The following is a 24,441-nucleotide window of genomic DNA, read 5'->3' on the forward strand; positions in this document are numbered from 1 at the left end:
CATGACCGACGCGCCCAAGAAACCGATCATCCAGATCCAGAATGTCACCAAGCGCTTCGGCCGGGTCGCCGCGGTCGACAATGTCAGCCTCGATATCCTGGCCGGCGAATTCTTTGTCCTCCTTGGCCCCTCGGGATGCGGCAAGACGACCTTGCTGCGCATGATCGCGGGATTCGAGCTGCCGACCGAAGGCACCATCCTGATCGACGGGCAGGATATGGCCGGCATCCCGCCGAACAAGCGGCCGGTGAACATGGTGTTCCAGAGCTATGCCGTGTTTCCGCACATGAGCGTCGCCGATAATGTCGCCTATGGCCTGAAAATAGCGGGAATGAAGGGCGGCGAGGTCAGGGATCGCGTCGCCGAAGCGCTCGACCTCGTCAAACTCGGCGGGTTCGAGGACCGGATGCCCGACCAGATGTCGGGCGGCCAGCGCCAGCGCGTCGCGCTCGCCCGCAGTCTGATCATGCGGCCCAAGGTCTTGCTGCTCGACGAGCCGCTGTCGGCGCTCGACGCCAAGCTGCGCGCGCAAATGCAGTTCGAGCTCGCGGAGTTGCAGGATCAGGTCGGCATCACCTTCGTCACGGTAACGCACGATCAGGACGAGGCGCTGTCGATGGCGAGCCGGATCGCCGTGATCAACAAGGGCGAGGTGTCGCAGCTCGCGGGGCCGTCCGACCTTTACGAATATCCCGCGAACCGTTTCGTCGCCGACTTCGTCGGATCGGTGAACATCTTCGAAGGCAAGCTGACATTGGACGAGCCCGATCGCGCGGCGGTCGATTGCCCGGGGCTCGGCAAGGTCTATTTGAACCACGGCGTCACCGGGCCGCACGGCGCCGACGTCTGGGTCGCGCTGCGCCCCGAGAAAATCTATCTTCACGTCCCCGGCGAAGGCAAAGCCGTTCGCGCTGCTGCGGAAGACGCCCCCGACGAGCATAATTTCGCGCGCGGCTGCATCAAGGGCATGTCGTACCTCGGCGACATCACCCTGTACGACATATTGCTCGAATCGGGCGCGCGCCTGCGTGTCTCGCGCCCCAACCTGTCGCGCCATGACCAGGAGGATTTCACCTGGGACGACAAGGTCTCGATGCACTGGCGGGCCGATAGCCCGGTCGTGCTGCTGGGTTAGACCTCCCGCCCCCTCCAAATCTTCGTCATCCCGGACTTGGTCCGGGTTCCATGACTTCGGTGCTGCTGTGGATCCGGGATCAAGTCCGGGATGAAGAGATTAATGAGCCGCCTTCTTGCCTGGAAGGAAGTGCAGCCCGCCGACGATCAGCCCGCCGAGCAATAAGCCGAACAAGCCCGCGCCGCCGGCGTTGATCAGCCACTCCCACAGCCCCGCGACCGGGAGACCGCCGCCGATCGCATGCGCCGTGTCGTGCAGCCAGTGACCGATCCCTCCGATATGATATTCGTCGAGGCCGTGGAGCACGATCTGCCCGCCGACCCAGAGCATCGCGGCGGTCCCGATCGTCGCCAACGTCGCGAGCAGCTTGGGCATCAGGGCCACGAGCCCGCGCCCGATCGCCTGCCGCGCTTTGTTGCCCTCCTTAGCCATATGGAGGCCGATGTCGTCCATCTTCACGATCAGTCCGACGACGCCATAGACCGCTACGGTAATCAGCACCGCGACAAGCGCCAGCGTCGCGCCGCGCATGACCAGATGCTCGTCGAGCACCTCGTTGAGCGCGATCACCATGATCTCGGCCGAGAGGATGAAATCGGTGCGCACCGCGCCCTTCACCATCGTCTCTTCATGATCCTTGTCGGCGACGATCTCGGCGTCTTCGGCCAGGCTCGTCTTGTCCTCCTGCAACGAGTGGAGCACCTTCTCGGCGCCCTCGAAGCAGAGATAGGCGCCGCCGATCATCAGCAGCGGCGTGATCGCCCAAGGCACGAAGGTCGACAGCAACAGCAGCGCGGGCAGGATCAGCACCAGCTTGTTGAAGATCGATCCCTTGGTGATCCGCCAGATGATCGGCAGTTCGCGGTCGGGGGTGAAGCCGGTGACATAGCGCGGCGTTACCGCGGTATCGTCGACCACGACCCCCGCCGCCTTGACCCCCGCCTTCGACGCCGCGGCGCCGACGTCGTCGATGCTCGCGGCCGCCACCTTTGCGATGGTGGCGACGTCGTCGAGCAGGGCAAATAGGCCGGAAGGCATGGGAGAGATTTCTTCCTTTGTTAAAGCGCGCGGAGCTTCGGCATCACCTCATCCAGAGATTTGCGGATGATAGCAACCATCTCGTCGATCTGTTCGGTGGTGATGATCAGCGGCGGGCACATGACCAGGCTGTCGCGGATGCCGCGCACCATGAGGCCATTGGCGATGCAGGCGTCGCGCGCCATCGGTCCCGCCGTCCCTTCCGCGCCGCCGAAGCGCCCACGGGTTTCCTTGTCCGCAACGATCTCGACTGCGCCGAGCAGGCCGACCGAGCGCGTCTCGCCGACAAGCGGGTGGTCGTTCAGCGTCGCGAGTGCCTTCGCCAGATGCGGCCCCGTGACGCTGCCGGTGCGCTCGACCAGGCCTTCGCGCTCGATGATCTCGATATTCTTGAGCGCGACCGCCGCTGCGACCGGGTGGCCCGAGTAGGTGAAGCCGTGAACGAAATCGCCGCCGGTCTTAAGGACATCGACAACATGGCTCGCGACCGCGGTCGCCGAGATCGGCAGGTAACCAGACGACAGCCCCTTCGCCATTGGCATCAGGTCGGGCGAGAAGCCCATCGTCTCATGCCCCCACATCTTGCCCGTGCGGCCGAAGCCGCAGATCACTTCGTCGGCGACGAGCAGCAAGCCATATTTGCGCACCACCGCCTCAACCTTCGGCCAATAACCCTTGGGCGGAATAATCACGCCGCCCGCGCCCTGCACCGGCTCGCCGATGAAGGCGGCGCAATTTTCGGGGCCGACCTCGAGGATCTTGTCCTCGATCGCCTGCACGCAGGCGTCGCAGAACTCTTCCTCGGTCATCCCTTGGCCTTCATTGAAAGCATAGGGTTGGCGAACATGCTCGACGCCGGGAATCGGCAGGTCGCCCTGCACATGCATCGCCTTCATGCCGCCGAGCGAGACGCCCGCGACGGTCGAGCCATGATAAGCGTTCCAGCGGCTAATGAAGACGGTGCGCTTGGGCTCGCCCTTGAGCTTCCAATAGTGGCGCACCATGCGAAACACGGTGTCGTTCGCCTCGCTGCCCGAGGCGTTGAAGAAGACATGCGGCAGGCGGTTCTGCGTCAGGCTGGCGATCTTTGCCGCCAGCGTCACCGTCGGCGGCGTCGCGGTCTTGAAGAAAGTGTTATAGAAGGGCAGCTCGCGCATTTGCGCCGCAGCCGCCTCGACCAGCTCCTCGCGGCCATAGCCGACGTTGACGCACCACAGGCCCGCCATGCCGTCGAGAATGCGGTGGCCGTCGCCGTCAGTAATATAACATCCCTCGGCATGGGTGATGATCCGGCTGCCGCCCAGCCGTTCGATTTCGGCCCAGTCGGCCTGCGCGGGAAGATGGTGCGCGACGTCGAGGCGGCGCAGTTCGGCGATGTCGTGATTGCGGGGCATCAATAAAACTCCTGATTGTCGGGAAACGGAAAGAAACCGGCTTCCGGAAAATCAGGGCGAAAAGCTGATCCGCGCGAGATAGCGATCATATCGGGTGACGCGGCGGTTCATAATTCGCCTCTTAACGCGCGCCCGAGCAGGTGGAAATAGGTCTGGCTCTGCCCGTTCGCATCGGTCCCCCATTCGGGATGCCATTGAACGGCGAGCAACGGGGCGCCGTTCGGCCGCGCGCTATACGCCTCGACCAGCCCGTCGGGCGCGCGCGCCTCGACCGTCAGGCCGTCGGCGAGCTCGCCGATACCCTGATAATGGACCGAATTGACGTCGAGCGACGGCGTGTCATAGGCGGCGGCGAGCAAGCCGCCCGCAACCAGATCGACCCTGTGATGATGGTCGAACATCGCATCGAACGCCGTGCCTTCGGGCGCATGATGCGCGAGCAGCGCCTCGCTCGCCGATGTGTCGCGCCGCAGCGTCCCGCCAAGCGCGACATTGATCTCCTGGAAGCCGCGGCAGATGCCGAAAAGTGGCCGCTGCGCCGCAATCACCGCGTCGACGAGGTCGAGCATCATCCGGTCGCGTTCGGGATCGAACGGCCCCTCCCCCTCGCGTTCGTCGCCATAGCGCGCCGGTTCGACGTTCGAGGGCGTACCGGTCAGCAGAACCCCGTCGAGCCGCCCGACAATCTCGTCCGCGCGCATAAATTCGGGCAGCGACGGAATGATCAGCGCCGCGCAATCGGCGTGGCGCATCGCTGCGATCGCATAGCGGTTCATCACCGCCTGCGCGATCTCGGTTCCGACCGTGCGGTTGCAGGCAATGATGCCGAGGACGGGGCGCGAGGACATGCCCCTTGCTGCCGATTTTAGCCGCCGTGCGCCAGCGAAATTTCACGCATACTGGCGCGCGAACGCCGCTGCCGCACCGAACAGGCCGGGCTGCGGATGCGTGATCAGCTTGACCGGAATCGCCGCCATGAAATTCTCGAACCGTCCCTTGGCGACGAAGCGTTCGGGGAAGCCCGAACGGAGAAGCTGGTCGCGTATGCGGAGACCGAGCCCGCCTGCTACCACGACCCCGCTCGCCCCCTGAGCCAGCGCGAGGTCGCCCGCGACGCTGCCGAGCGACAGGCAGAAACGGTCGATCGCCGCCGCAGCGAGGCTGTCTTCGCCAGCCATGCCGCGCGACCAGATTTCGCGATCGTCGAGCGGTGTGATCGCTCGCCCTTCCAGGCTCGCGAGCGTTTCGTAGATATCGACAATGCCCGGGCCGGACACGATACGCTCGGTCGACACACGGCGATGCCGCTTGCGCAGACGCGCGAGGATCGCATCCTCGATGCTGTCGAGCGGCGCGAAATCCAGATGCCCACCCTCGGTCGCCTGCACCCGGTAACTGCCGTTCCCACGCCAGATGTGGGCGACACCGAGCCCCGTGCCGGGGCCGATAACGCTGATCGTACCGTCATCCGGCAACGGCGCGTCGGGGCCCGTCAGATGGGCGAAATATTCGGGCCCGGCCTGCGCGACCGCATGGCCCACCGCCTCGAAGTCATTGACCAGCACATGGCGATCGACGTTCAGCTTCTCGCCGATCAGCGCCGGACGGATGATCCAGGGATTGTTGGTAAAACGGATGATCTCGCCGCGCGTCGGGCCGGCGATCGCAATCGCGACCGCGCGCGGCAGCGTTCCGCCCTGCCGGCGTTCGAAATCCTGCCAAGCCGTCTGGAAGCTCGCATGATCCTTCGTATGGAGCGTCGTTTCCGCGCCCAACGCGACGACGCGGCCATCCGCCACTTCGGCGATCGCAAATCGCGCGTGCGTGCCGCCGATATCGACCGTGACGATCTGTTCGCTCATGACTCTCCCTTGCCGGCGTGCGGGGGCCTGTTCGACGGCCCGAATGTCGCATAGGCGGGGCCGAAGCAACAGGGCATAGCTATGCGCAGCGTCCGGCGAACGGCGGCAACGCAGCAAATCGGGCGATGTTCGGGAAAATGGCGCACCCGGAACGATTCGAACGTCCGACCCTCAGATTCGTAGTCTGATGCTCTATCCAGCTGAGCTACGGGTGCGTGGTTGTTTTTCAACAACTTATGTCGTCAACTCGTGGGACGCTCCAGCCACTCTGATGCGGGGGTTCCAACGACTCAACGAGGGGCGCTCTAGACTTGCCACTCGTGATTCGCAACCCGCCGCGTCAGAAAATTTCAAAATCATGGCAGCGCGACTGGTTCAGCAGGTTTATCTTGCAGCACCGTCCAAGCCGGGTTCGGGCTAGGATCGCCGCGAAATTTGTGCGGGAGGATGATTGTGCCATATTTGCGCAATTGCCTGAAACCAGATGTTGGCAGGATGGCACGCGACAGGTAGCAAAGCCCCATGACAACGCCTGCGCATGGTACGGTGTGGCAAGGGCTTGTCCCGACCGGCACGACCTCGGCCAATCATTTCAACACAATTCGCCTTGCGATGGCGTTGCTGGTAGTTTGGTCGCACAGCTTCGCGATCTACTATGGAACCGAGGATTTCGAACCCGTCTCTCTTTTGCTCGACGGAAAATATAATGCGGGCAACATAGGCGTCCGCGTCTTCTTCGCCATCAGCGGTTTTCTGATCGTTCAAAGCTGGGAACGCACCTCATCGCCCCGCTCGTACTTCGAAAAGCGCGTGAAGCGAATATATCCCGGCTATCTTGTCGCCCTGGCAATCTGTTCTTTCGTGATCGTTCCTGCATATTCTTCGCAGGGATTTTCTATCATCACCCCGAACCTTATCGGCGAGTGGGCATGGAAGAATCTGCTGATGCGGAACTTCATCCCGGCGTCGGACGCATTTCCGGGCGATCCGCTTTTTGCAATCAACGGCTCGCTATGGAGCATCCCGTTTGAGTTCTGGTGCTACATTGCCGTTGCGGCGCTAGGCTTGACGCGGCTTATCGGCCGCGGCTGGTTCCCGCTCTTCGCGCTCATCGCGATAATTCTCGTCAAGGCATGGCTCGACGCCACGGGTCGCGAGATAGGCGGCCCGTTTGTGCATAAAATCTTCGGCTGGCCCTATCTGTGGTTTTCGATGGCTCCATCGTTTCTGGTCGGTGTCGTGACGCTCAAATTCGGCGGACACATCCCTCGATCGCGATGGATTCTGGTCGGGCTCGTCATGGCAACGATCGCCACCGCCCATCTATTCGCCAGCCGGGTGCCATTCGACTTACTGTTCATTCCGACAATGGGCTATGCGCTCTTCTATATGGCCTTCAGCCCGATAAAGGTGCCGGACGCCGCTCGCTACGGCGACATATCGTACGGCACCTACCTCTACGCATTTCCATGCCAACGGGTGCTTGTCACCTCCCTGCCTCTACCATTTCCGGCATATGTGGCGGCGTCGCTTGTCCTCGCAATGATAGCAGGCGCGCTAAGCTGGTCGCTTGTGGAGCGACATTTCGTTGGATCGAAGGCCGGCAGCGCCCCGCAGGGGACGCTCAAGCCGATTCGGCAATAGAGGATCGAGGGCGAGGACGCGCGAGCTGCGTCAGCTCGTCGTGGCGCCTTCCTACCCCCTCTTCAGCGCCGCCTGGGCGGCCGCAAGCCGTGCGATCGGCACACGGTAGGGCGAGGCGCTGACATAATCGAGGCCGGTCTTTTCGCAGAAATGGATGCTGGGCGCGTCGCCGCCGTGCTCACCGCAGATGCCGAGCTTGATACCGCTGCGCGTCGCGCGGCCGCGTTCGGCGGCGAGTTCGATCAGCTGACCGACGCCTTCGACATCAAGGCTGACGAACGGGTCGGTGACGAAGATGCCCTTGTCGACATATTGCGTCAGGAAGCGCCCTGCATCGTCACGGCTGATGCCGATCGTCGTCTGGGTGAGATCGTTGGTGCCAAACGAGAAGAATTCGGCGGTTTCGGCGATCTCGCCCGCCATCAGCGCGGCGCGCGGCAGTTCGATCATCGTGCCGACCAGATAGGCAATCTCGCGGCCCTTTTCGGCGAACACCGCCTTCGCCTGCGCATCGACGACCGCCTTCATCAGATCGAACTCGCGGCGCGTCGCGACCAGCGGGATCATCACCTCGGGGATCGGCGCGGCGCCGGTTTCGGCGGCGACGTCGCACGCCGCCTCGAAGATCGCGCGCGCCTGCATCTCGTAGATTTCGGGGTAAGTGACACCGAGGCGGCAGCCGCGATGGCCGAGCATCGGGTTGAATTCGTGCAGCTCGTTCGCGCGCGCCTTCAGCGCCTCGATCCCGACGCCCGCGGCCTCGGCGACGTCGGCGAAATCCTCCTCGCGTGTCGGCAGGAATTCATGCAGCGGCGGGTCGAGCAGGCGGATGGTGACCGGGAGGCCCGCCATCACGCGGAAGATCGCGGCAAAGTCGCCGCGCTGTTCGGGAAGCAGCTTGGCGAGCGCGGCGCGGCGGCCATCCTCGCTGTCGGCAAGGATCATCTCACGCACCGCGGTGATCCGCGCCGCGTCGAAGAACATATGCTCGGTGCGGCAAAGCCCGATGCCCTCGGCGCCGAAATCACGCGCAACCTGCGCATCCTGCGGGGTCTCGGCGTTGGTCCGCACCTTCATGCGGCGCACCTTGTCGGCCCAGCCCATCAGGGTACCGAAATCGCCGACGAGTTCGGGCAAAAGCGTCGGCACCTCGCCCGCCATGACTTCGCCGGTCGAGCCGTCGAGGGTCAGGATGTCGCCTTCGCGGAGTTCGCGGCCCGCAACGCGCAGCACGCGCGCCGCGCTGTCGATCGACAGCCCGCCCGCGCCCGAGACGCACGGGCGCCCCATGCCGCGCGCGACCACGGCGGCATGGCTGGTCATCCCGCCGCGCGCCGTCAAAATGCCCTTCGCGGCGTGCATGCCGTGGATGTCCTCCGGCGATGTCTCGACGCGCACGAGGATCACCGCCTCGCCCATGCCCGCGGCCTTCTCGGCACTGTCGGCGTCGAACATGATCTTGCCCGACGCGGCGCCGGGGCTCGCGGGGAGACCCTTGGTCAGCACGTCGCGCGGAGCCTTGGGGTCGAGCGTCGGGTGGAGCAGCTGGTCGAGCGCGCCGGGATCGACGCGACCGACGGCCTCCTCTTCCGAGATCAGCCCCTCGGCCGCCATGTCGACCGCGATGCGAAGCGCGGCCTTCGCGGTGCGCTTGCCCGAACGCGTCTGGAGCATCCACAGCGTCCCGCGTTCGACGGTGAACTCGATGTCTTGCATGTCGCGATAATGGGTTTCGAGCGTGTCGAAGACGCGGCCGAGCTCGGCGAAGGTCTCGGGCATCGCCTCTTCCATCGACAGCGGTTTGGCGCCAGCCTTTTCGCGCGCGGCGAGGGTCAGATATTGCGGCGTGCGGATGCCGGCGACGACATCTTCGCCTTGGGCATTGATCAGCCATTCGCCGTACCAGGCGCGCTCGCCGGTCGCGGGGTCACGGGTGAAGGCAACGCCGGTCGCCGAAGTGTCGCCCATATTGCCGAACACCATCGCCTGCACATTGACCGCGGTCCCCCATTCGCCGGGGATCGAGTTCAGGCGGCGATAGACTTTCGCGCGGTCGCTTTCCCAGCTCGCGAACACGGCGCCGACGGCGCCCCACAGCTGGTCGCTGGGTTCCTGCGGGAAGGGCGCGCCGGTCTCGCGCTCGACGATCGCCTGATACTCCTTGACCAGCGCCTGCCAGTCCTCGGCCGACATTTCGGTGTCGAGATAGAAGCCGCGGTCTTCCTTGGCGATTTCCAGCGCTTCCTCGAACTCGGCATGGTCGAGGCCCATGACGACGTCGGCGTACATCTGGACGAAGCGGCGATAGCTGTCCCATGCGAAGCGCGGATCGCCCGACGCTTGCGACAGGCCGACGACGGTGCGGTCGTTGAGCCCGAGATTGAGGACGGTGTCCATCATCCCCGGCATCGACACGCGCGCGCCCGAGCGCACCGAGACGAGCAGAGGATCGGCGGCGTCGCCGAACCTCTTGCCCGTGATCCCCTCGATATGCGCGATGCCCGCGGCGACTTCCGCGGCGAGACCCGCCGGGAATTGCTCGCCGTTCGCATAATATTGGGTGCAGACGTCGGTGGTGATCGTAAAGCCCGGGGGCACCGGCAGGCCGATCGAGGCCATTTCGGCGAGGTTCGACCCCTTGCCGCCCAGCAATTCCTTCGAGCGTTCGCGCGTGGTCGCGTCGCCGCCGAACAAATGCACCATCGTCGTCATCTTATGCTCCTGCTGCCCCGGGGAGGAGGTTGCGGCTGGGTAGGTATGCAATCGCACTTCGTCGATTCAGTTTTACTTCGTTCGTTATAAGCTGCGGCGCATAGCCCGCCGTCAGCCCTCGATCTTCGAGAAATCCGCGACGCCATGGACCGCGCCGGTAAAGCGCGACAGCAGGCCGAGGCGATAGGCGCGGACCGCTTCGTCGGGATCGTTGACCATCACGCCATCGAAGAAAGCGTCGATCGGCGCGCGGAGCGAGGCGAGCGCCGCCATCGCGTCGGTGAAGCGCTCGTCGACGACGGCGGCGGAAGCGGCGGGTTCGGCGGTGTCCAGCGCGGCGAGCAATGCCCGATCCACATCCGTCGCCCCCGCGAAGGCGGGGGCCGTCGTGTTAGGCGCACGATCCCCAGCGGCCCCCGCCTTCGCGGGGGCGACGGAGATATCCGCCTGCTTCAGGATATTCGCTGCGCGCTTATATCCCGCGAGCAGGTTGGTGCCGTCCTCGGCCGCCATGAACGCCTGCAACGCCTTCACGCGCGCGAGCAGCCGCACGAGATCATCCTCGCCGCCGAGCGCGAACACCGCGTCGATCAGGTCGTGGCGGACGCCGGCCTCGCGCTGCTGGACCTTGAGGCGGTCGGCGAAGAAGTCGAGCAAATCATGCGCCCTCGCGTCAAATTGCTCCGAATAGTTGCCAAATTTCTTGAGCCCTACACCGACGAGTCCGGTAGCAGCGGTCGAACTGATGCCATCAGCCGCGACAGCTTGCATTTTCCGAACGACGACTGCGTCCAGTGCGTTCTTCATCGCAACACCGCCCGCGCGAGTAACTTTGTCGAGGACCGAAATTAGCCCTAGTCTGAGTTCGTTTGTCAGAATGAGCGCTTGAACCGAGATGGCAGCCCTCCGCAGGGCGAACGGATCCTTTGAGCCCGTCGGCTTTTCGTCGATTGCCCAAAACGCACCCAGCGTATCCAGCTTATCCGCCAGCGCCACAGCCACCGTCACCGGCGCCGTCGGCACGTCATCGCCCTGCCCGACCGGCTTGTAATGGTCGCGGATCGCGTCGGCGACGGCATCGGGCAGGCCTTCGGCCCGGGCGTAATAGCCGCCCATCAGGCCCTGCAATTCGGGGAATTCGCCGACCATTTCGGTGACAAGGTCGGCCTTTGCCAGCCGCGCGGCGAGTTCGGCCTGGTCGGCCAATTCAGCCGTCGCCCCCGCGAAGGCGGGGGCCGCAAGAGACGCTTCTCCTTCGTCGCTGCGTAAACCGCCAGCGGCCCCCGCCTTCGCGGGGGCGACGATATTTTGCTCGACCAGCCAACGCGCCAGCTTCGCCACCCGCTCGACCTTGTCGGCGACGGTGCCCAGTTTTTCGTGGAAGGTGATGTTCGCGAGCTTTTCGGCGTGCTGCGCGAGGGTCTTCTTCTGGTCCTGCTCCCAGAAGAAGCGCGCATCCGAAAGTCGCGCCGCCAGCACCTTGCGGTTGCCCGCGACGATCTCGGCCCCGCCGTCCTTCGCGTCGATGTTCGCGGTGCAGACGAAGCCGTTGGCGAGCTTGCCGTCCGCCCCGTTCACGACGAAATATTTCTGGTTCACGCGCGCGGTGAGCTGGATGACCTCGGGCGGCACTTCGAGGAACGCTTCGTCGAAGCGGCCGAGCAAAGGCACCGGCCATTCGGTCAGCCCGGCATTCTCGATCACCAGCCCCTCGTCCTCGACGAGGCTCAGCCCGGCATCGGCCGCCGCCTTGGCGGCACCGTCGCGGATGATCGCCTGGCGTTCCTCATGGTCGACGATGACGTGGCACGCACGCAGCTTTTCGGCATAGTCGGCCGCCGAGCCGATCGTGATCTCGCCGGGGCAGTGAAAGCGATGGCCGCGCGTCGCGAAGCCGCTGGCGATGCCGCCGATTTCGCACGGCACCAGTTCGTCGCCGAAGATCGCGACGATACCCGACAGCGGGCGCACCCAGCGCAGGCTTTCGCTGCTCGCGCTTTCCTTGCCCCAGCGCATCGACTTGGGCCACGCAAAGCCGCGGACGATCGCGGGGATCGCCTCGGCCAGCACCTCGGCGGTCGCGCGGCCGGGCTTGTCGATCACGGCGAACCAGACGCCGTCGCGATCCTCGAGCTGGTCTTGGCGAAGGCCGGTCTTGCGGAGGAAGCCTTCGAGCGCCTGCGGCGGCGCGCTGCTGCGCGGCCCCTTGAGTTCTTCGCTCACCGCAGCGGTCGCTTCGGGCAGATCTTTCGCAATCAGCGCCAGACGCCGCGGCGTCGACCAGACGGTCAGCTCGCCCGTTTCGAGTCCCGCGGAGCTCAATTGCGCGCGGAACAATTTTTCCAGCTCGGCGCGCGCGCCGGCCTGCATCCGCGCCGGGATTTCCTCGCTGCGCAGTTCGAGAAGAAAATCGGTCACAACGTCCACCCCGGATAGTTTTGGGTCCAGCGTTCGGACTGGCTGTCGATCCACGCCTTGCAGCTGCCCTTTGCGAGGTCGCGCACGCGGGCCATGTAATTGGCGCGTTCCTGCACGCTGATCACGCCGCGCGCCTGCAAGAGGTTGAACAGATGGCTCGCTTCGATCGCCTGATCGTAGGCCGCGAGCGGCACGCCCGCCTCGATCGCGCGCTTGCACTCGTCCTCGGCGGCCTTGAAACCCGCGAACAGCGTGTCGGTGTCGGCAACCTCGAAATTCCATTTCGAGAATTGGCGTTCGTTTTCGAGAAACACGTCGCCGTAGCTGACCGCCGCGACGTCGCCGACCGCATCGGAAAAGCGCAGGTCGTACACATTGTCGACATTCTGGATATACATGGCGAGGCGTTCGAGCCCGTAGGTGAGCTCGCCCGCGACGGGCTTGCAGTCGAAGCCGCCCATTTGCTGGAAGTAAGTGAACTGGGTAACCTCCATCCCGTCGCACCAGACTTCCCAGCCCAATCCCCACGCGCCCAGTGTCGGCGATTCCCAATCGTCCTCGACGAAGCGGATGTCGTGGAGCAGCGGGTCGATGCCGATCGCGGCGAGGCTGCCCAGATATTGGTCCTGCAGGTCGGCGGGCGACGGCTTCAATATCACCTGATACTGGTAATAATGCTGGAGGCGGTTGGGGTTCTCGCCATAGCGGCCGTCGGTCGGCCGGCGGCTCGGCTGGACATAGGCGACGTTCCACGGCTCGGGACCGAGGCTGCGCAAGGTCGTCGCGGGGTGAAACGTCCCTGCCCCCACGCGCATGTCATAGGGTTGCAGGATCGCGCAGCCGCGGGCGCCCCAATAGGCGTGCAGCGTCAGGATCATGTCCTGAAAGCTCAGGACTTTCTTTTCCGCCCCTTCGGTCACCTTTTTTCCGTCTTTCGCAGGTGCAACAAGTGTCGTCGCCCTTGGCGCAGCGGGGGCGCACGGTCAAGGGACGGCGCGCCCATGATAGGGGCAATGTCACCCTCGCATTGCAGAATGTAAGGTGTTGTTGACACCGTCAGCGAATCATGTCATTTAGTCAACAACAGCTGACACAATGTCATGCTCGGATGACTAAAGGTGATGCATGGAGAACCGGCTCAAGGTGCTTCGGGCGATGCGTAACTGGAGCCAGGCCGAACTCGCCGACCGGCTCGACGTTTCGCGGCAGGCGGTCAACGCGATCGAAACGGGAAAATACGACCCGTCGCTGCCGCTCGCCTTCAAGCTCGCGCGGTTGTTCGAGATGCCGATCGAGGAGATTTTCGATGACGGTTTCAAGGGAGCGGAAAATGGCGAATGATCGCAAGCAGGGCGGAGCCCCGGGCATGGGAATCCCGATCGCCATCGGCATCGGCACCGCGATGCTCGCCGGAGCCTTCGCGGGATATAATGAATCGACCGTCGAGGCAGGCGGCAAGCCGCTCGCGACATGGATCGGCCCATTGGTCGCGCTCGCGATCGGGGCTGCGGCGATCGCCTATTATTTCCGGCGTCACGCCGATTGGCTGCGCAGCTGGTCGCCGCGCAAGCGCCTGTACTGGATCAGCCTGCTCCTGGCCGGGGCGCTCGGCTTTGTGACCGCGATCCTATTGCAGTCGACGGGCACGGGCGGACTTTTCAACGATGACGCCATCAGCCCCGCGGTCGCGATCCTCCTGTCGCTGCTGTGGACCGTCGGACTGATGGTCTCGCTGATAATCTATCACCGCAATGTCGACGACCATGAAATGCTGGCGTACCGTCGAGGCGGCCTGGCTGGATTTTATGCCTTCATTTTCCCCTGCCCCGTCTGGTGGGTGCTGGCGCGAGCCGATCTCGCGCCGCCGGTCGAGGCCATGCCGCTCTTCGCCCTGTCGCTCACCGCCAATGCGCTGGCCTATCTCTGGTTCAAATTTCGCTGATCTCGCCTCTCCCCTTCCCCAACTTCACCGGCCATAAGGCCCATCAAGAAAGGTGTTTTTCGATGAAGACCTGGTTCAAGACGCTTGCCGCGACCTGTGCGATCCTGCCCGTCGCCTTCTATGCCGCGCAGCCCGCAAGCATCGCGCTGGCCAAGGAGCCCGCCGCTGCCGAAACGACCGTCAAGGTCAAGCCCGCCCTGTGGGCGGTGAAGGATGCCGACACCACCGTCTATCTGTTCGGCACCGTCCACGTCCTGAAGCCAGGCCTCAGCTGGTTCGACGGTGCGGTGCAAAAGGCGTTCGACAAGTCCGACGAACTGGTGCTCGAACTCGTCCTGCCCGACGATCAGGCCGAGGTTGCCAAGGCGACCCTGCCGATGGCGATGGACCAGAGCGGCAAGCCGCTGCCGCAGAAGCTCGATCCCGAAACGCTCGCCGCCTATCAGGCGACGCTCACCGGGCTCGGCCTGCCTGCCAATGCCTTCGACGCCTTCGAACCCTGGTTCGCGGGGGTCACCCTGTCGGTGCTGCCGCTGACCAAGCACGGCTATGACCCCAATCAGGGCGTCGAAAAGCAGCTCACGGCAAAGGCCAAGGCGGGGGCCAAGCCGATTTCGGGGTTCGAGACGCTCACCGAACAGCTCGGCTTCTTCGATACGCTGCCCGAGGTCGAGCAGGTCAGCTTCCTGAAGTCGGTCGTCAAGGACATCGACAAGCTGGGGCCGCAACTCGACAAGATGGTCCTGCTCTGGGGCAAGGGCGATCCCGACGGGCTGGCCGTGACGATGAACGAGAGCATGGAGGCGACGCCCGAACTCGCCAAGACGCTGCTGTTCGATCGCAATGCGCGTTGGGCCGACCAGATCAAGACGCGGATGGACAAGCCGGGCACCGTGTTCGTCGCGGTCGGCGCGGGTCATCTCGCGGGCGAGAAGAGCGTGCAGGACTATCTGGCGGAGCGCGGGCTCAAGGCGCAGCGAATCCAGTGATGCGGGCCGGGGCCTTCCCCTTCCGGCACGGGGGTCGCCGCATCGCGGCGGCCCTTTTCCCGTTGCTGCTCGCAGCGTGCGGCAGCCAGCCGGCTGTCGAGGCGCGTCCGGCGATGTGGCTCGTCGAGGACGACGACACGCATATCTATATGCTCGGCACGATGCACGCGCTGCCCGCCGGGACCGACTGGGACGGCGGCAAGGTCGCAACGGCTGTCGCGGCGGCGGACGAGCTGGTGCTCGAACTCTCGCCGCGGCAACTTGCCGAGGCGGGGCGGGTTTTCCGCGAACTGGCGCCGCGCGAGAAGCCGCTCGCGATGGATGCGCGGCTGCCTCCCACCGCGCTCGCAGCTTACCGCAGGCTCGAAGCCGGAAGCGACTTCGGCGGCGACGCGCTCGACGACTGGGCCATCCTCGTCCTGATGGGGCAGCGCGTCGCCGACGAGGCCGCGCTCTCGCCCTCCGACGGCGTCGAGGCCGGCCTGACGGCGGCGTTTGACAACGCAGGGAAACCGATATCGGGCCTCGAAAGCGCCGAGAGCCAGCTGATGCTGTTCGAAACGCTCGATCCCGCCGCGCAGCGTGCGATGCTCGTCCGCGCGGCGGAACATGCGGGCGACGCCGTCCGCGATGTCAAGGCGATGGCGGCCGACTGGTCGCGCGGCGACGCCGATGCGCTGGCAAAGATCGTCAACGAGGACGTCGACAGCGTGCCTGCCGCGCGCAAGGCGATCCTCACCGACCGCAACCGGCGCTGGAGCGCTTGGGTCCAAAGGCGGATGGAGCGGCCGGGCACCGTGCTGATGGCGGTGGGCGCGGGGCATCTGGTCGGAAGCGACAGCGTTCCTGCAATGCTCGAAGCTGAGGGCTATAAGGTCAGCCGCGTGCAATAGCCGCCGCGGCGCTTGCATTTCCGCCGCTTCCCCGCTATGCGCCCGCGCTTCCGTCATGGTCATCCCTGGAGGCGTGGCGGAACTGTGTAACCGTACTCGGAGAAAAACTATGAGCGATCAGCTGACGCTGACGGCCGAGACGCGCGAACGCGGAGGCAAGGGAGCCTCGCGTGACCTGCGTCGCAACGGTCGTGTCCCCGCCGTCGTCTATGGCGGCAAGGAAGAACCCCTGATGATCCACGTCGAAGAAAAGCTGCTGATGAAGCAGCTGATGACGGGTCACTTCATGAACTCGGTCGTGATGATCGAAGTTGGCGGCAAGACCATTCGCACCCTGCCCAAGGACGTTGCGTTCCACCCGGTCAAGGATCGTCCGATCCACGCCGACTTCCTGCGCATCTCGAAGGACGCCAAGGTCCATGTCGAAGTGCCGGTCGTGTTCGCGAACGAGGAAGCCTCGCCCGGCCTGAAGCGCGGCGGCGTCCTGAACATCGTCCGTCACGAGCTGGAACTGGTCTGCGAGGCGGACAAGATCCCCGACGAAATCTCGATCGACGTTACCGGCTTCGACGTCGGCGATTCGATCCACATCAGCAACGTCACCCTGCCCAAGGGCGTCGAAAGCGCGATCACCGACCGCGATTTCACCATCGCGACCATCGTCGCCCCGTCGGCGCTCAAGTCGAGCGACGGCGACACGACGAAGGACGACGGCGAAGCGACGGCTGAAGCTTAAGCCCTTTTTGGGAGCGCCCTTCCCGATGGGAGGGGCGCTTCTTCTTTCCCCAGAAAGTCAGCGCCATGCAGCTCTGGGTCGGCCTCGGTAATCCCGGGCCCCAATATGCGATGCATCGTCACAATGTCGGCTTCATGGCCGTCGACGTCATCGCCGACATGCATGGCTTTCCGGCCCCGGCAAAGAAATTCCAGGGCTGGTTCCAAGACGGCCGCATCGGACGGCACCGCATCCTGCTCCTCAAACCGGGCACCTTCATGAACGAAAGCGGGCGCAGCGTGCGCGCCGCGATGGATTTCTACAAGCTGACGCCGCAGGACGTCACCGTCTTCTACGACGAACTCGACCTCGCGCCGATGAAGGTAAAGGTAAAGCAGGGCGGCGGCGCGGCGGGCCACAACGGCATACGCAGCCTGATCCAGCATATCGGCGACGATTTCCGCCGCGTGCGCATCGGCATCGGTCATCCGGGACACAAGGACCGCGTCACCGGCCATGTCCTCGGCAATTATCACAAGAGCGAAGTCGAGCCGCTGACCGATCTGCTCGGCGCGATTTCGGCCGAGGCGACGTGGCTCGCCGACGGCGACGACGTGCGCTTCCAGAGCGACCTTGCGCTGCGCCTGAACGGGTGAGACCTGCATGACCGCCGGGTTGCAACCGGCAGCGCGGCGGGTTCGCCGGTCCGCACCATTCTTGACCGACCTATTGTCAGAACCTTGTAATATAAATTCTTTCTTCGCGACACGGTGACGCAACACCCCTGACACCTCCCTCTGCAATCGGGAGCTACCTGGAAAAGGCTGGGACGCCGGGTCCCGGGGCTCAACCGAAAAAGGGGACTGCATGTCACATCTCACCGACGAAGCGCGCGCGCCCTATCGCCGCGACACCGACGACCTTCACGGACCGAACAGTCTGGAGGCGATCGTCGCCGAAAATCCGTCGCGCCGTTCGCTGCTTCGCAACGGGCTGTTCGGCCTGTCGGTGCTGCCCGTCGCCGCGCTTGCCGCCTGCGGCGACGATAACGGCACGCCGCCCGTCACGGTGAACCCGACCCCGACGCCGACCCCGACGCCGACCCCTACCCCGACCGCGAGCTACGCGATCAATTTCGCATCGGTTGCGGCGAACCAGAACGATGGCGTCACGGTGCCCGCCGGCTATACGGTCGACGTGCTGCTGAAAGCCGGCGATTCGGTCGAGGCCGGCGCAGCTTATACGGGCAGCTTCCCGACCCCCGCCGTCGCCGAGAAATGGGCCGGCGGCAATCACGACGGGATGGAATATTTCCGCCTGCCCGGCACCGATCCGAACCTTGGCGGGCTCCTCGCGCTCAATTTCGAATATCCCGACTTCAACATCCTGATGGCCGGAAGCTACAACGCGGCGACCGCGACCGCCGACCAGAAGGCGCTGGCGCTGTCGGCAGTCGGCATCGCGGTGGTCGAAATCGCCAAGGGCAGCGACGGCAAATGGGCGGTGCGCGCGGGATCGACCTACAATAAGCGCTATACCGGCAACAGCAGCTACCGCGCCGGTGGCCCCGCCGCGGGCCTGCTGTCGGCCCCGATCAAAGGCATGCTCAACAATTGCTCGAGCGGCCGCACGCCGTGGGACACCTATCTGACGTGCGAAGAGACGACCGACAATTACCTCGACCCGACGCAGCCTGCGACCAACTATGGCTGGGTGGTTGAAATCGACCCGCTGCGCGAGCTGTCGCCGCCGACCAAACGCACCGCGATGGGCCGTTTCAGCCACGAGAATGTCGCCTTCATGCAGAACAGCGACCGCCGCGTCGCTTTCTATATGGGTGACGATTCGACGCCGGGCTGCATCTACAAATTCGTCCCCGACCGCGCGTACAGCACGATCCGTTCGGCGAACGCCGACCTGCTCGACTATGGCACGCTCTACGTCGCGCGCTTCAATGCCGATGGCAGCGGCGAATGGCGCGCACTGGTCGCCGGCCAGAACGGCCTGACCGCGGGCGCGCAGGATCCGGGCAACGTCAGCCAGAGCACGACGCCGCCGACGCCGACCACGGTCAATTTCAACAACCAGGCCGACGTGCTGATCAACACCCAGTCGGCGGCGCGCGTCGCCGGCGGCACCGTGATGGACCGCCCCGAGTGGCTGACCGTCGCCCCCGACAACAAGTCAGTGTTCGTCACGCTTACCAACAACAGCGGCCGCCGCGTCACCGATCCGATGAACCCGCGCGTGACCAACCTGCACGGGCATATCCTGAAGTTCCGCGAGGAAGGCGACTCGCCGCTGGCGACCAGGTTCAGCTGGGAGATTTTCCTCCTCGCCGGCGATCCCTCGCTGTCGTCGGGCGGCGCCAACCTGGTCGGCAACATCAACGGCGACAGCTTCTCCAGTCCCGACGGCCTCCGCATCGACCCGCAGGGGCGCCTGTGGGTGCAGACCGATCATAGCGTGCCGGGCAACTCGGGCGTGTCGGGCCGCACGATCGACCAGGCGTTCGGCCACAACGCGATGTTCTACGTCGATCAGACCACCAAGCAGTCCAAACGCTTCCTCGTCGGCCCGGTCGGCTGCGAGATCACGGGCATCGCCTATACGCCGGATCTGACGACCTTCTTCGTCAACATCCAGCACCCGACCGGAAACTGGCCGGTCGCGGGCGAGCAACCGCGCTCGTCGACGATCGTCGTTCGCCGCACCGACAATCAGCCGGTCGGCAACTGATCAAAAAGGGGCGTCCCGGCGTCAGAGAAATTTGACGCCGGGATAGATCCATCCCCACGGCATTCCGGTTTCGCCGAGGATCGACCGCAGGATCATCGGCGACGCCGCCTCCGCCCGCGCGTCGTTCGACAGCAACAGCACGCAGCGCTGCCCGCGTTCGAGGCAGACGAGCATGTTGCGGGTGGAATCATTGTACCCGCCCTTGAAGAAACCCGGCCCCTGCGGCCCGGCAAAGGTCACGACACCAAGCGCCGCCGACAGACCCTCGATCTGTTCGGACGCCGGCGCGTCCTCCTGCAAGACAGGAAATTGCGTAGCCGACCGGATCGGCAATTGCGGCCGCACAAGTTCGGCGCGCGCGGCTTCACCCAGACCGGTTCCCGACACGAAGGCTGCAACAAAATTGGCGAGATCGGTGATCGTCGTATCCATCGACCCTGCGACGCGGATACGGCTGCGCTCGTCGTGCGGTTCGACGCTGCCGTCGAGCCGCCAGCCGTCGGCCAGATTATCGGCGAAATCGGGGCGCCATTTCAGGCTGGTCCTGGGCATGTCGAGCGGATCGAAGACGAGCCGCTGCAGTTCGTGGTCCATGTCGAGGCCAAGTCCCTGCTCGAGCGCGAACTGGAGCAGGATCATCCCCTCGCCCGAATAGCTGTAGCGGCTGCCGGGTGCAAAATGGATGCGCAGCATGCCATCGGGTTCGAGGAAGGAGAAATTGGCGAAGCCGGTGCTGTGCTGCAACATCATCCGCGGCGTGATCGCCCGCCAGCGATCGTCGCCCGCCAGATCGCCCCACGCGCCATAGGCGTCGAGATTGCCGTAGTCGGGAAGCGGCTTCGGCATCATCGCTGCGATCGGCCGGTCGAGATCGACCTTCCCTTCGTCGACCAGCCGCATCACGAAATAGCCGAAGAGCGCCTTGGTGATCGAGGCGCCGTACATGACGGTGTCAGGCGTCAACGGATCGCCCTTGGCGTTGCGCGCGCCGAAGCTCTGCACCGACACGACCTTCCCGCGATCGATCACCGCAATTGCCAGGCCCCGCGCTCCCGTCGCAGCCATCGCCTTTTGCGCGGTCGACGCAATCGCGGCCTTGTCGGGGAACGGCTTCGCTTCGGCTGGCATGGCCCCGACAAGCAGCGGCAGGATCAGGGCCATTTTCGCACGTCGGATCATGATCGCTCCTGTTTTCAGCGAGATCACCGCTATATTCTGGCAATACAGTTGACAAGGCGTCTATGGCGCCGATCGCTGCGGCGGCGGGGGTGCGGTGCCGTCGCGCGTCGGCGACATCAGGATCACGCACATCAGGCGATAATGTGGGTGCGACCCGCAGGCGACCCCGGCATAGCGCAGGTCGCTGCGCAGTAGGCTGAAGCGGTGCCCCCGCCCCGGCACGCCATCGTCGATCAGCAACTGGTGGATAACCCCCGGCGGCGTCTGGTGGCCATAGGTGATGACCTCGCTGACATAGGGACCGCCGCCGCGCGCGCGCATCCGGACGCCGGGATCGCTGTTGTTCGAATAATGACCGACGGCACCCGACCGCGATTGCACCGCGACATGGTCGGCGGCGGCGCGCTGAAGCATGTCGCTCCAGACGAAGGACGGTCGCGGCGCCTCCGACCGCAACGCACGGATCGCCTCATTGACCGCGGCGACGCCCTCGTTGGTCATGATGTCGATGTCCTCGCCCTCTTCGGCGATCAGCAGCTTGCCGTCGAAGCGATCGCGATAGCCGGTCAGGTCATCGGCATAGGCCGCGGGATCGTCGCGGAAATGGTTGAGATCCTTGAACACCGCCGCCTCGAAGCCCGAGGGCGCGGCGGAGGCGGCGGCGGACATCGCCGTCGCAGCCAGTCCCGCGATCAGGAATCGGTTTCGCATATGCGGGACGTAGCGCACCGCGTCTGAATGTCCCGCAACTTTCGCCCGGTCCCTTGTTCGATTCGGCGCACCCATGCGCCGCTGCACCGCGAACTCCGTCTTCGCCGGACCACCCGCATCGTCCTGCGGCGGGTCTGGCGCGCCATATGGCTGGCATCGGACGCGACTTGGCGCTAGGGGCGCGGGCAAGACATGGCGTTCCATCCAGCAGCGCGCCAAACCTCACGGAGTTTTTATGGGTTTCAAATGCGGGATCGTCGGCCTGCCCAACGTCGGCAAGTCCACCCTGTTCAACGCGCTGACCGAAACCGCGGCGGCGCAGGCGGCAAACTATCCCTTCTGCACGATCGAGCCGAACATCGGCAATGTCGCGGTGCCCGACGACCGGCTGGAAAAGCTGGCCGCCATCGCGAGCAGCAAGAAGATCATCGCGACGCAGCTCGCCTTCGTCGACATCGCCGGGCTGGTGCGCGGCGCGTCGAAAGGCGAAGGGCTGGGCAACCAGTTCCTCGGCAACATCCGCGAGGTCGATGCGATCGTCCATGTCCTGCGCTGTTTCGAAGATGACGACATCCAGCATGTCGAAAACCGCGTCGATCCCGTCGCCGACGCCGAGACGGTCGAGACCGAACTGCTGCTCGCCGACCTCGAAAGCCTCGAAAAGCGCGTTCCCGCCTTTGCCAAGAAGGCCGCACAGGGCGACAAGGAGGCGAAGATCGCCGCGTCGGTCCTCGGCCAGGCGCTCGACCTTTTGCGTGACGGCAAGCCCGCACGCCTCGTGGAACCCAAGGATGACGAGGAAGCTCGTGTGCTGCGGACCGCACAGCTGCTGACCTCGAAGCCCGTCCTATACGTCTGCAACGTCGACGAAGGCAGCGCGGCGAAGGGCAACGCCTTTTCGGAAAAGGTCTTCGCCAAGGCGGCGGCCGAGGGCGCGCAGGCCGTTGTCGTCTCGGCGGCGATCGAGAGCGAGCTGGTGACGATGGACATGGCCGACCGGCTCGAATTCCTCGAAGAGATGGGCCTGCACGAAACCGGCCTCGCGCGCGTCATCCGGGCCGGCTACGAGCTGCTTCACCTCATCACCTTCTTCACCGTCGGCCCGCAGGAAGCGCGCGCGTGGACCGTCCGCACCGGCGCGACCGCACCCGAGGCCGCGGGCGAAATCCACAGCGATTTCCAGAAGGGCTTCATCCGCGCCGAAACGATCGCCTATGACGATTATGTCACGCTCGGCGGCGAGGCGAAGGCGCGCGAAGCCGGCAAGCTGCGCGCCGAGGGCAAGGCCTATGTCGTCCACGACGGCGACGTCATGCACTTTCTGCATAGCTAGGCGGAGATGCGAAAACGGCTTTGCCGCCGCGTCTTTCCTCTTGCCCACTCGCCGTGCTAGGGGCGGCGCGATGTTGCGGCATTTGTTCCTCGCGCTGTTTCTGATCGGCTTGTCGCTGCCCGCGATGGCGCTGCCGACGCAGGGGCAGAGCGCGCCGGTCGATTGTCATGGCACGCAACCCACGCACAAGCCTGACGGCAATGCCGGCAAAGTGGGTCATTTCTGCATCGGCTGCGTCGCCAATCCGGCGCTGCCGGCCGCGGAAGCACCGCTGCCCCTTCCCCCTGCCGCGCCCGTTGCGCAGCCGATGACGGCGCTCGCGGGCGCCAACGCGCCGCCGAGTACCCCGCCCCCCCGCATCTGACGAAGACGGAAACCCCATTCCCGTTCTTTGTCAGGAAATTTTATGTCGAAACTGCCTTTTCTGGCGGGCGCCGTGGCGCTTGCCTTCTTTTCGCCGTCCGCAGCCGCGCAGGATCATGGAGGACATGACATGTCCGCCGGAACACCCTCAGGCGACGAACCGATGGATCATGCGCGGATGGATTATTCGGCGATGGACCATTCGGCGGTGGGCCACGGCGATCCGGCAAGCCCCGCCGAGGGGTCGGGAACCGCGCGCCTGCCCGCCAACGAAGGCGGCCATAGCGGCCTCCACATCGACGTCGGCGATGGCTGGATGGTCATGGCGCACGGCTTCGCCTGGGGCGTCTATTCGGACCAGTCGGGGCCGCGCGGCGACGACAAGGCCACTATCCAGTCGATGCTGATGCTGTCGGGCGAAAAGGACACCGGATGGGGCCGCATCCAGCTCAAAACGATGATGAGCCTCGAGCCGCTGATGTCGAACCGCGGCTACCCCAACCTGTTCGCGACCGGCGAGACCGCAGGCGGCGAGCCGCTTGTCGATCGCCAACATCCGCACGACCTATTCATGGAACTGGCGGCTCGGGTGGACATCAATGTCGGCGACAATGGCGAGCGCATCTTCCTCTATGGCGGTCCCGTCGGCGAGCCAGCCATCGGGCCGAGCGCCTTCATGCACCGCGGCAGCGCCCGCTATAATCCCGAGGCGCCGATCACCCACCACTGGTTCGATTCGACGCACATCACCTATGGCGTCGCGACGTTGGGTTATCAGACGCGGACGTTTCAACTAGAGGGCTCGCTCTTCACCGGCCGCGAGCCTGACGAGAAGCGCTGGAACATCGAAACGCCGCGCTTCGACAGTTGGGCAGTGCGTGGTACGTGGACCCCAACGCCCGAATGGGCGCTGCAGGTCAGCCATGCGCGCCTCAAGGAACCCGAGGCGCAGCATCCGGGCGAGAACGAGCATCGCACCACCGCGAGCCTCCAATATGCGAACGGCAAGGGTCTGTGCGCAAGCGCAGCGTTCAGTGCGAAGAACCGCGATCCCGGCGACACGCTGACGGCGTATCTCGCCGAGGTGAATTGGGACATCGACGATCATCACACGCTGTTCGGACGTATTGAGAATGTGAAAAATGACGAGCTGTTTTCGGACCATGACGACCCGCTTCACGATGTGCCGTTCCGCGTAACCAAATTCCAGGCGGGCTATGCCTATCGCATTCCGCTCACCGGGCCGCTGAACCTCGCGCTGGGCGGCAGCGTCGCGGCGTTCGACAAGCCGCGACTGCTCGATGCCGCCTATGGCAAGAACCCGATCGGCGCGACCGTGTTCGCTCGGCTGAGCATCGGTCGTTGATGTAACGC

At 64.8% G+C, this 24,441-nt stretch carries 21 protein-coding genes and 1 tRNA gene; 12 read left to right on the top strand and 10 right to left on the bottom strand.

Annotated elements, in window-relative coordinates:
* Position 1: 1 nt before the first annotated feature.
* Positions 2-1,135, top strand: coding sequence for an ABC transporter ATP-binding protein (locus tag QOL79_RS10330; RefSeq protein WP_283419546.1), 1,134 nt, complete (start codon positions 2-4; stop codon positions 1,133-1,135).
* 99 nt (positions 1,136-1,234) lie between these two features.
* Here QOL79_RS10330 and QOL79_RS10335 read toward each other — a convergent pair whose 3' ends face one another.
* The 5 genes from QOL79_RS10335 to QOL79_RS10355 all read right to left on the bottom strand — a co-directional run bounded on the left by QOL79_RS10335 (position 1,235) and on the right by QOL79_RS10355 (position 5,644).
* On the bottom strand, positions 1,235-2,173 hold the full coding sequence (locus QOL79_RS10335) for a DUF808 domain-containing protein (protein WP_058456626.1): 939 nt from the start codon (positions 2,171-2,173) through the stop codon (positions 1,235-1,237).
* 20 nt (positions 2,174-2,193) lie between these two features.
* Complete coding sequence (locus QOL79_RS10340; protein WP_058456625.1) at positions 2,194-3,567, bottom strand: aspartate aminotransferase family protein; 1,374 nt, start codon at positions 3,565-3,567, stop codon at positions 2,194-2,196.
* Between the two features lie 107 nt (positions 3,568-3,674).
* Positions 3,675-4,415: a gamma-glutamyl-gamma-aminobutyrate hydrolase family protein gene (locus tag QOL79_RS10345; protein ID WP_283419547.1), complete on the bottom strand. Its 741-nt coding sequence runs from the start codon at positions 4,413-4,415 to the stop codon at positions 3,675-3,677.
* A gap of 42 nt (positions 4,416-4,457) precedes the next feature.
* Complete coding sequence (glk, locus tag QOL79_RS10350) at positions 4,458-5,429, bottom strand: glucokinase (protein ID WP_283419548.1); 972 nt, start codon at positions 5,427-5,429, stop codon at positions 4,458-4,460.
* Positions 5,430-5,567: 138 nt separating this feature from the next.
* A tRNA-Arg gene (locus tag QOL79_RS10355) sits at positions 5,568-5,644 on the bottom strand.
* Between the two features lie 307 nt (positions 5,645-5,951).
* Here QOL79_RS10355 and QOL79_RS10360 point away from each other — a divergent pair.
* Complete coding sequence (locus QOL79_RS10360; RefSeq protein ID WP_283419549.1) at positions 5,952-7,073, top strand: acyltransferase family protein; 1,122 nt, start codon at positions 5,952-5,954, stop codon at positions 7,071-7,073.
* 51 nt (positions 7,074-7,124) lie between these two features.
* On the opposite strand, the gene ppdK is transcribed toward QOL79_RS10360, so the two are convergent.
* The 3 genes from ppdK to QOL79_RS10375 all read right to left on the bottom strand — a co-directional run bounded on the left by ppdK (position 7,125) and on the right by QOL79_RS10375 (position 13,081).
* A complete protein-coding gene (ppdK, locus tag QOL79_RS10365) occupies positions 7,125-9,785 on the bottom strand; it encodes a pyruvate, phosphate dikinase (RefSeq protein ID WP_283419550.1) in 2,661 nt (886 codons plus the stop codon).
* A gap of 111 nt (positions 9,786-9,896) precedes the next feature.
* Positions 9,897-12,203: a glycine--tRNA ligase subunit beta gene (gene glyS, locus QOL79_RS10370; protein WP_283419551.1), complete on the bottom strand. Its 2,307-nt coding sequence runs from the start codon at positions 12,201-12,203 to the stop codon at positions 9,897-9,899.
* Positions 12,200-13,081, bottom strand: a complete 882-nt coding sequence (locus QOL79_RS10375; RefSeq protein ID WP_283419684.1) for a glycine--tRNA ligase subunit alpha — start codon at positions 13,079-13,081, stop codon at positions 12,200-12,202. The genes glyS and QOL79_RS10375 overlap by 4 nt, the downstream gene beginning before the upstream one ends.
* Positions 13,082-13,328: 247 nt before the next feature.
* On the opposite strand from QOL79_RS10375, the gene QOL79_RS10380 reads away from it, so the two are divergent.
* From QOL79_RS10380 to QOL79_RS10410, 7 genes are all read left to right on the top strand, one after another.
* Positions 13,329-13,544: a helix-turn-helix transcriptional regulator gene (locus QOL79_RS10380; RefSeq protein ID WP_058456620.1), complete on the top strand. Its 216-nt coding sequence runs from the start codon at positions 13,329-13,331 to the stop codon at positions 13,542-13,544.
* Positions 13,534-14,145 (top strand): hypothetical protein, encoded by a 612-nt coding sequence (locus tag QOL79_RS10385; RefSeq protein ID WP_283419552.1) that lies wholly within the window; start codon positions 13,534-13,536, stop codon positions 14,143-14,145. Before QOL79_RS10380 ends, QOL79_RS10385 begins: the two co-directional genes overlap by 11 nt.
* A 62-nt stretch (positions 14,146-14,207) precedes the next feature.
* A complete protein-coding gene (locus tag QOL79_RS10390; protein ID WP_204993031.1) occupies positions 14,208-15,134 on the top strand; it encodes a TraB/GumN family protein in 927 nt (308 codons plus the stop codon).
* Entirely contained in the window at positions 15,134-16,027 is an 894-nt protein-coding gene (locus QOL79_RS10395) for a TraB/GumN family protein (protein WP_283419685.1), read from the top strand. The genes QOL79_RS10390 and QOL79_RS10395 overlap by 1 nt, the downstream gene beginning before the upstream one ends.
* 109 nt (positions 16,028-16,136) lie before the next feature.
* On the top strand, positions 16,137-16,763 hold the full coding sequence (locus QOL79_RS10400; RefSeq protein ID WP_197410158.1) for a 50S ribosomal protein L25/general stress protein Ctc: 627 nt from the start codon (positions 16,137-16,139) through the stop codon (positions 16,761-16,763).
* A gap of 65 nt (positions 16,764-16,828) precedes the next feature.
* Complete coding sequence (gene pth / locus QOL79_RS10405; RefSeq protein WP_283419553.1) at positions 16,829-17,398, top strand: aminoacyl-tRNA hydrolase; 570 nt, start codon at positions 16,829-16,831, stop codon at positions 17,396-17,398.
* 211 nt (positions 17,399-17,609) lie between these two features.
* Complete coding sequence (locus tag QOL79_RS10410) at positions 17,610-19,481, top strand: PhoX family protein (RefSeq protein ID WP_283419554.1); 1,872 nt, start codon at positions 17,610-17,612, stop codon at positions 19,479-19,481.
* A 21-nt stretch (positions 19,482-19,502) separates the two neighbouring features.
* On the opposite strand, the gene QOL79_RS10415 is transcribed toward QOL79_RS10410, so the two are convergent.
* Positions 19,503-20,660: a serine hydrolase domain-containing protein gene (locus QOL79_RS10415; RefSeq protein ID WP_283419555.1), complete on the bottom strand. Its 1,158-nt coding sequence runs from the start codon at positions 20,658-20,660 to the stop codon at positions 19,503-19,505.
* Between the two features lie 60 nt (positions 20,661-20,720).
* A complete protein-coding gene (locus QOL79_RS10420; protein ID WP_283419556.1) occupies positions 20,721-21,371 on the bottom strand; it encodes a CAP domain-containing protein in 651 nt (216 codons plus the stop codon).
* A 235-nt stretch (positions 21,372-21,606) separates the two neighbouring features.
* On the opposite strand from QOL79_RS10420, the gene ychF reads away from it, so the two are divergent.
* The 3 genes from ychF to QOL79_RS10435 all read left to right on the top strand — a co-directional run bounded on the left by ychF (position 21,607) and on the right by QOL79_RS10435 (position 24,433).
* The gene (gene ychF / locus QOL79_RS10425; protein WP_058456612.1) at positions 21,607-22,704 is read left to right on the top strand and encodes a redox-regulated ATPase YchF; all 1,098 of its coding nucleotides are present in this window, start codon (positions 21,607-21,609) and stop codon (positions 22,702-22,704) included.
* 70 nt (positions 22,705-22,774) lie between these two features.
* On the top strand, positions 22,775-23,068 hold the full coding sequence (locus tag QOL79_RS10430) for a hypothetical protein (RefSeq protein WP_283419557.1): 294 nt from the start codon (positions 22,775-22,777) through the stop codon (positions 23,066-23,068).
* A gap of 42 nt (positions 23,069-23,110) precedes the next feature.
* Positions 23,111-24,433, top strand: a complete 1,323-nt coding sequence (locus QOL79_RS10435; protein ID WP_283419558.1) for a hypothetical protein — start codon at positions 23,111-23,113, stop codon at positions 24,431-24,433.
* The last annotated feature ends 8 nt before the right edge of the window (positions 24,434-24,441 follow it).

Origin of the sequence: Sphingopyxis sp. Geo48, from assembly GCF_949769155.1 — a bacterium.
Lineage (GTDB): Bacteria > Pseudomonadota > Alphaproteobacteria > Sphingomonadales > Sphingomonadaceae > Sphingopyxis.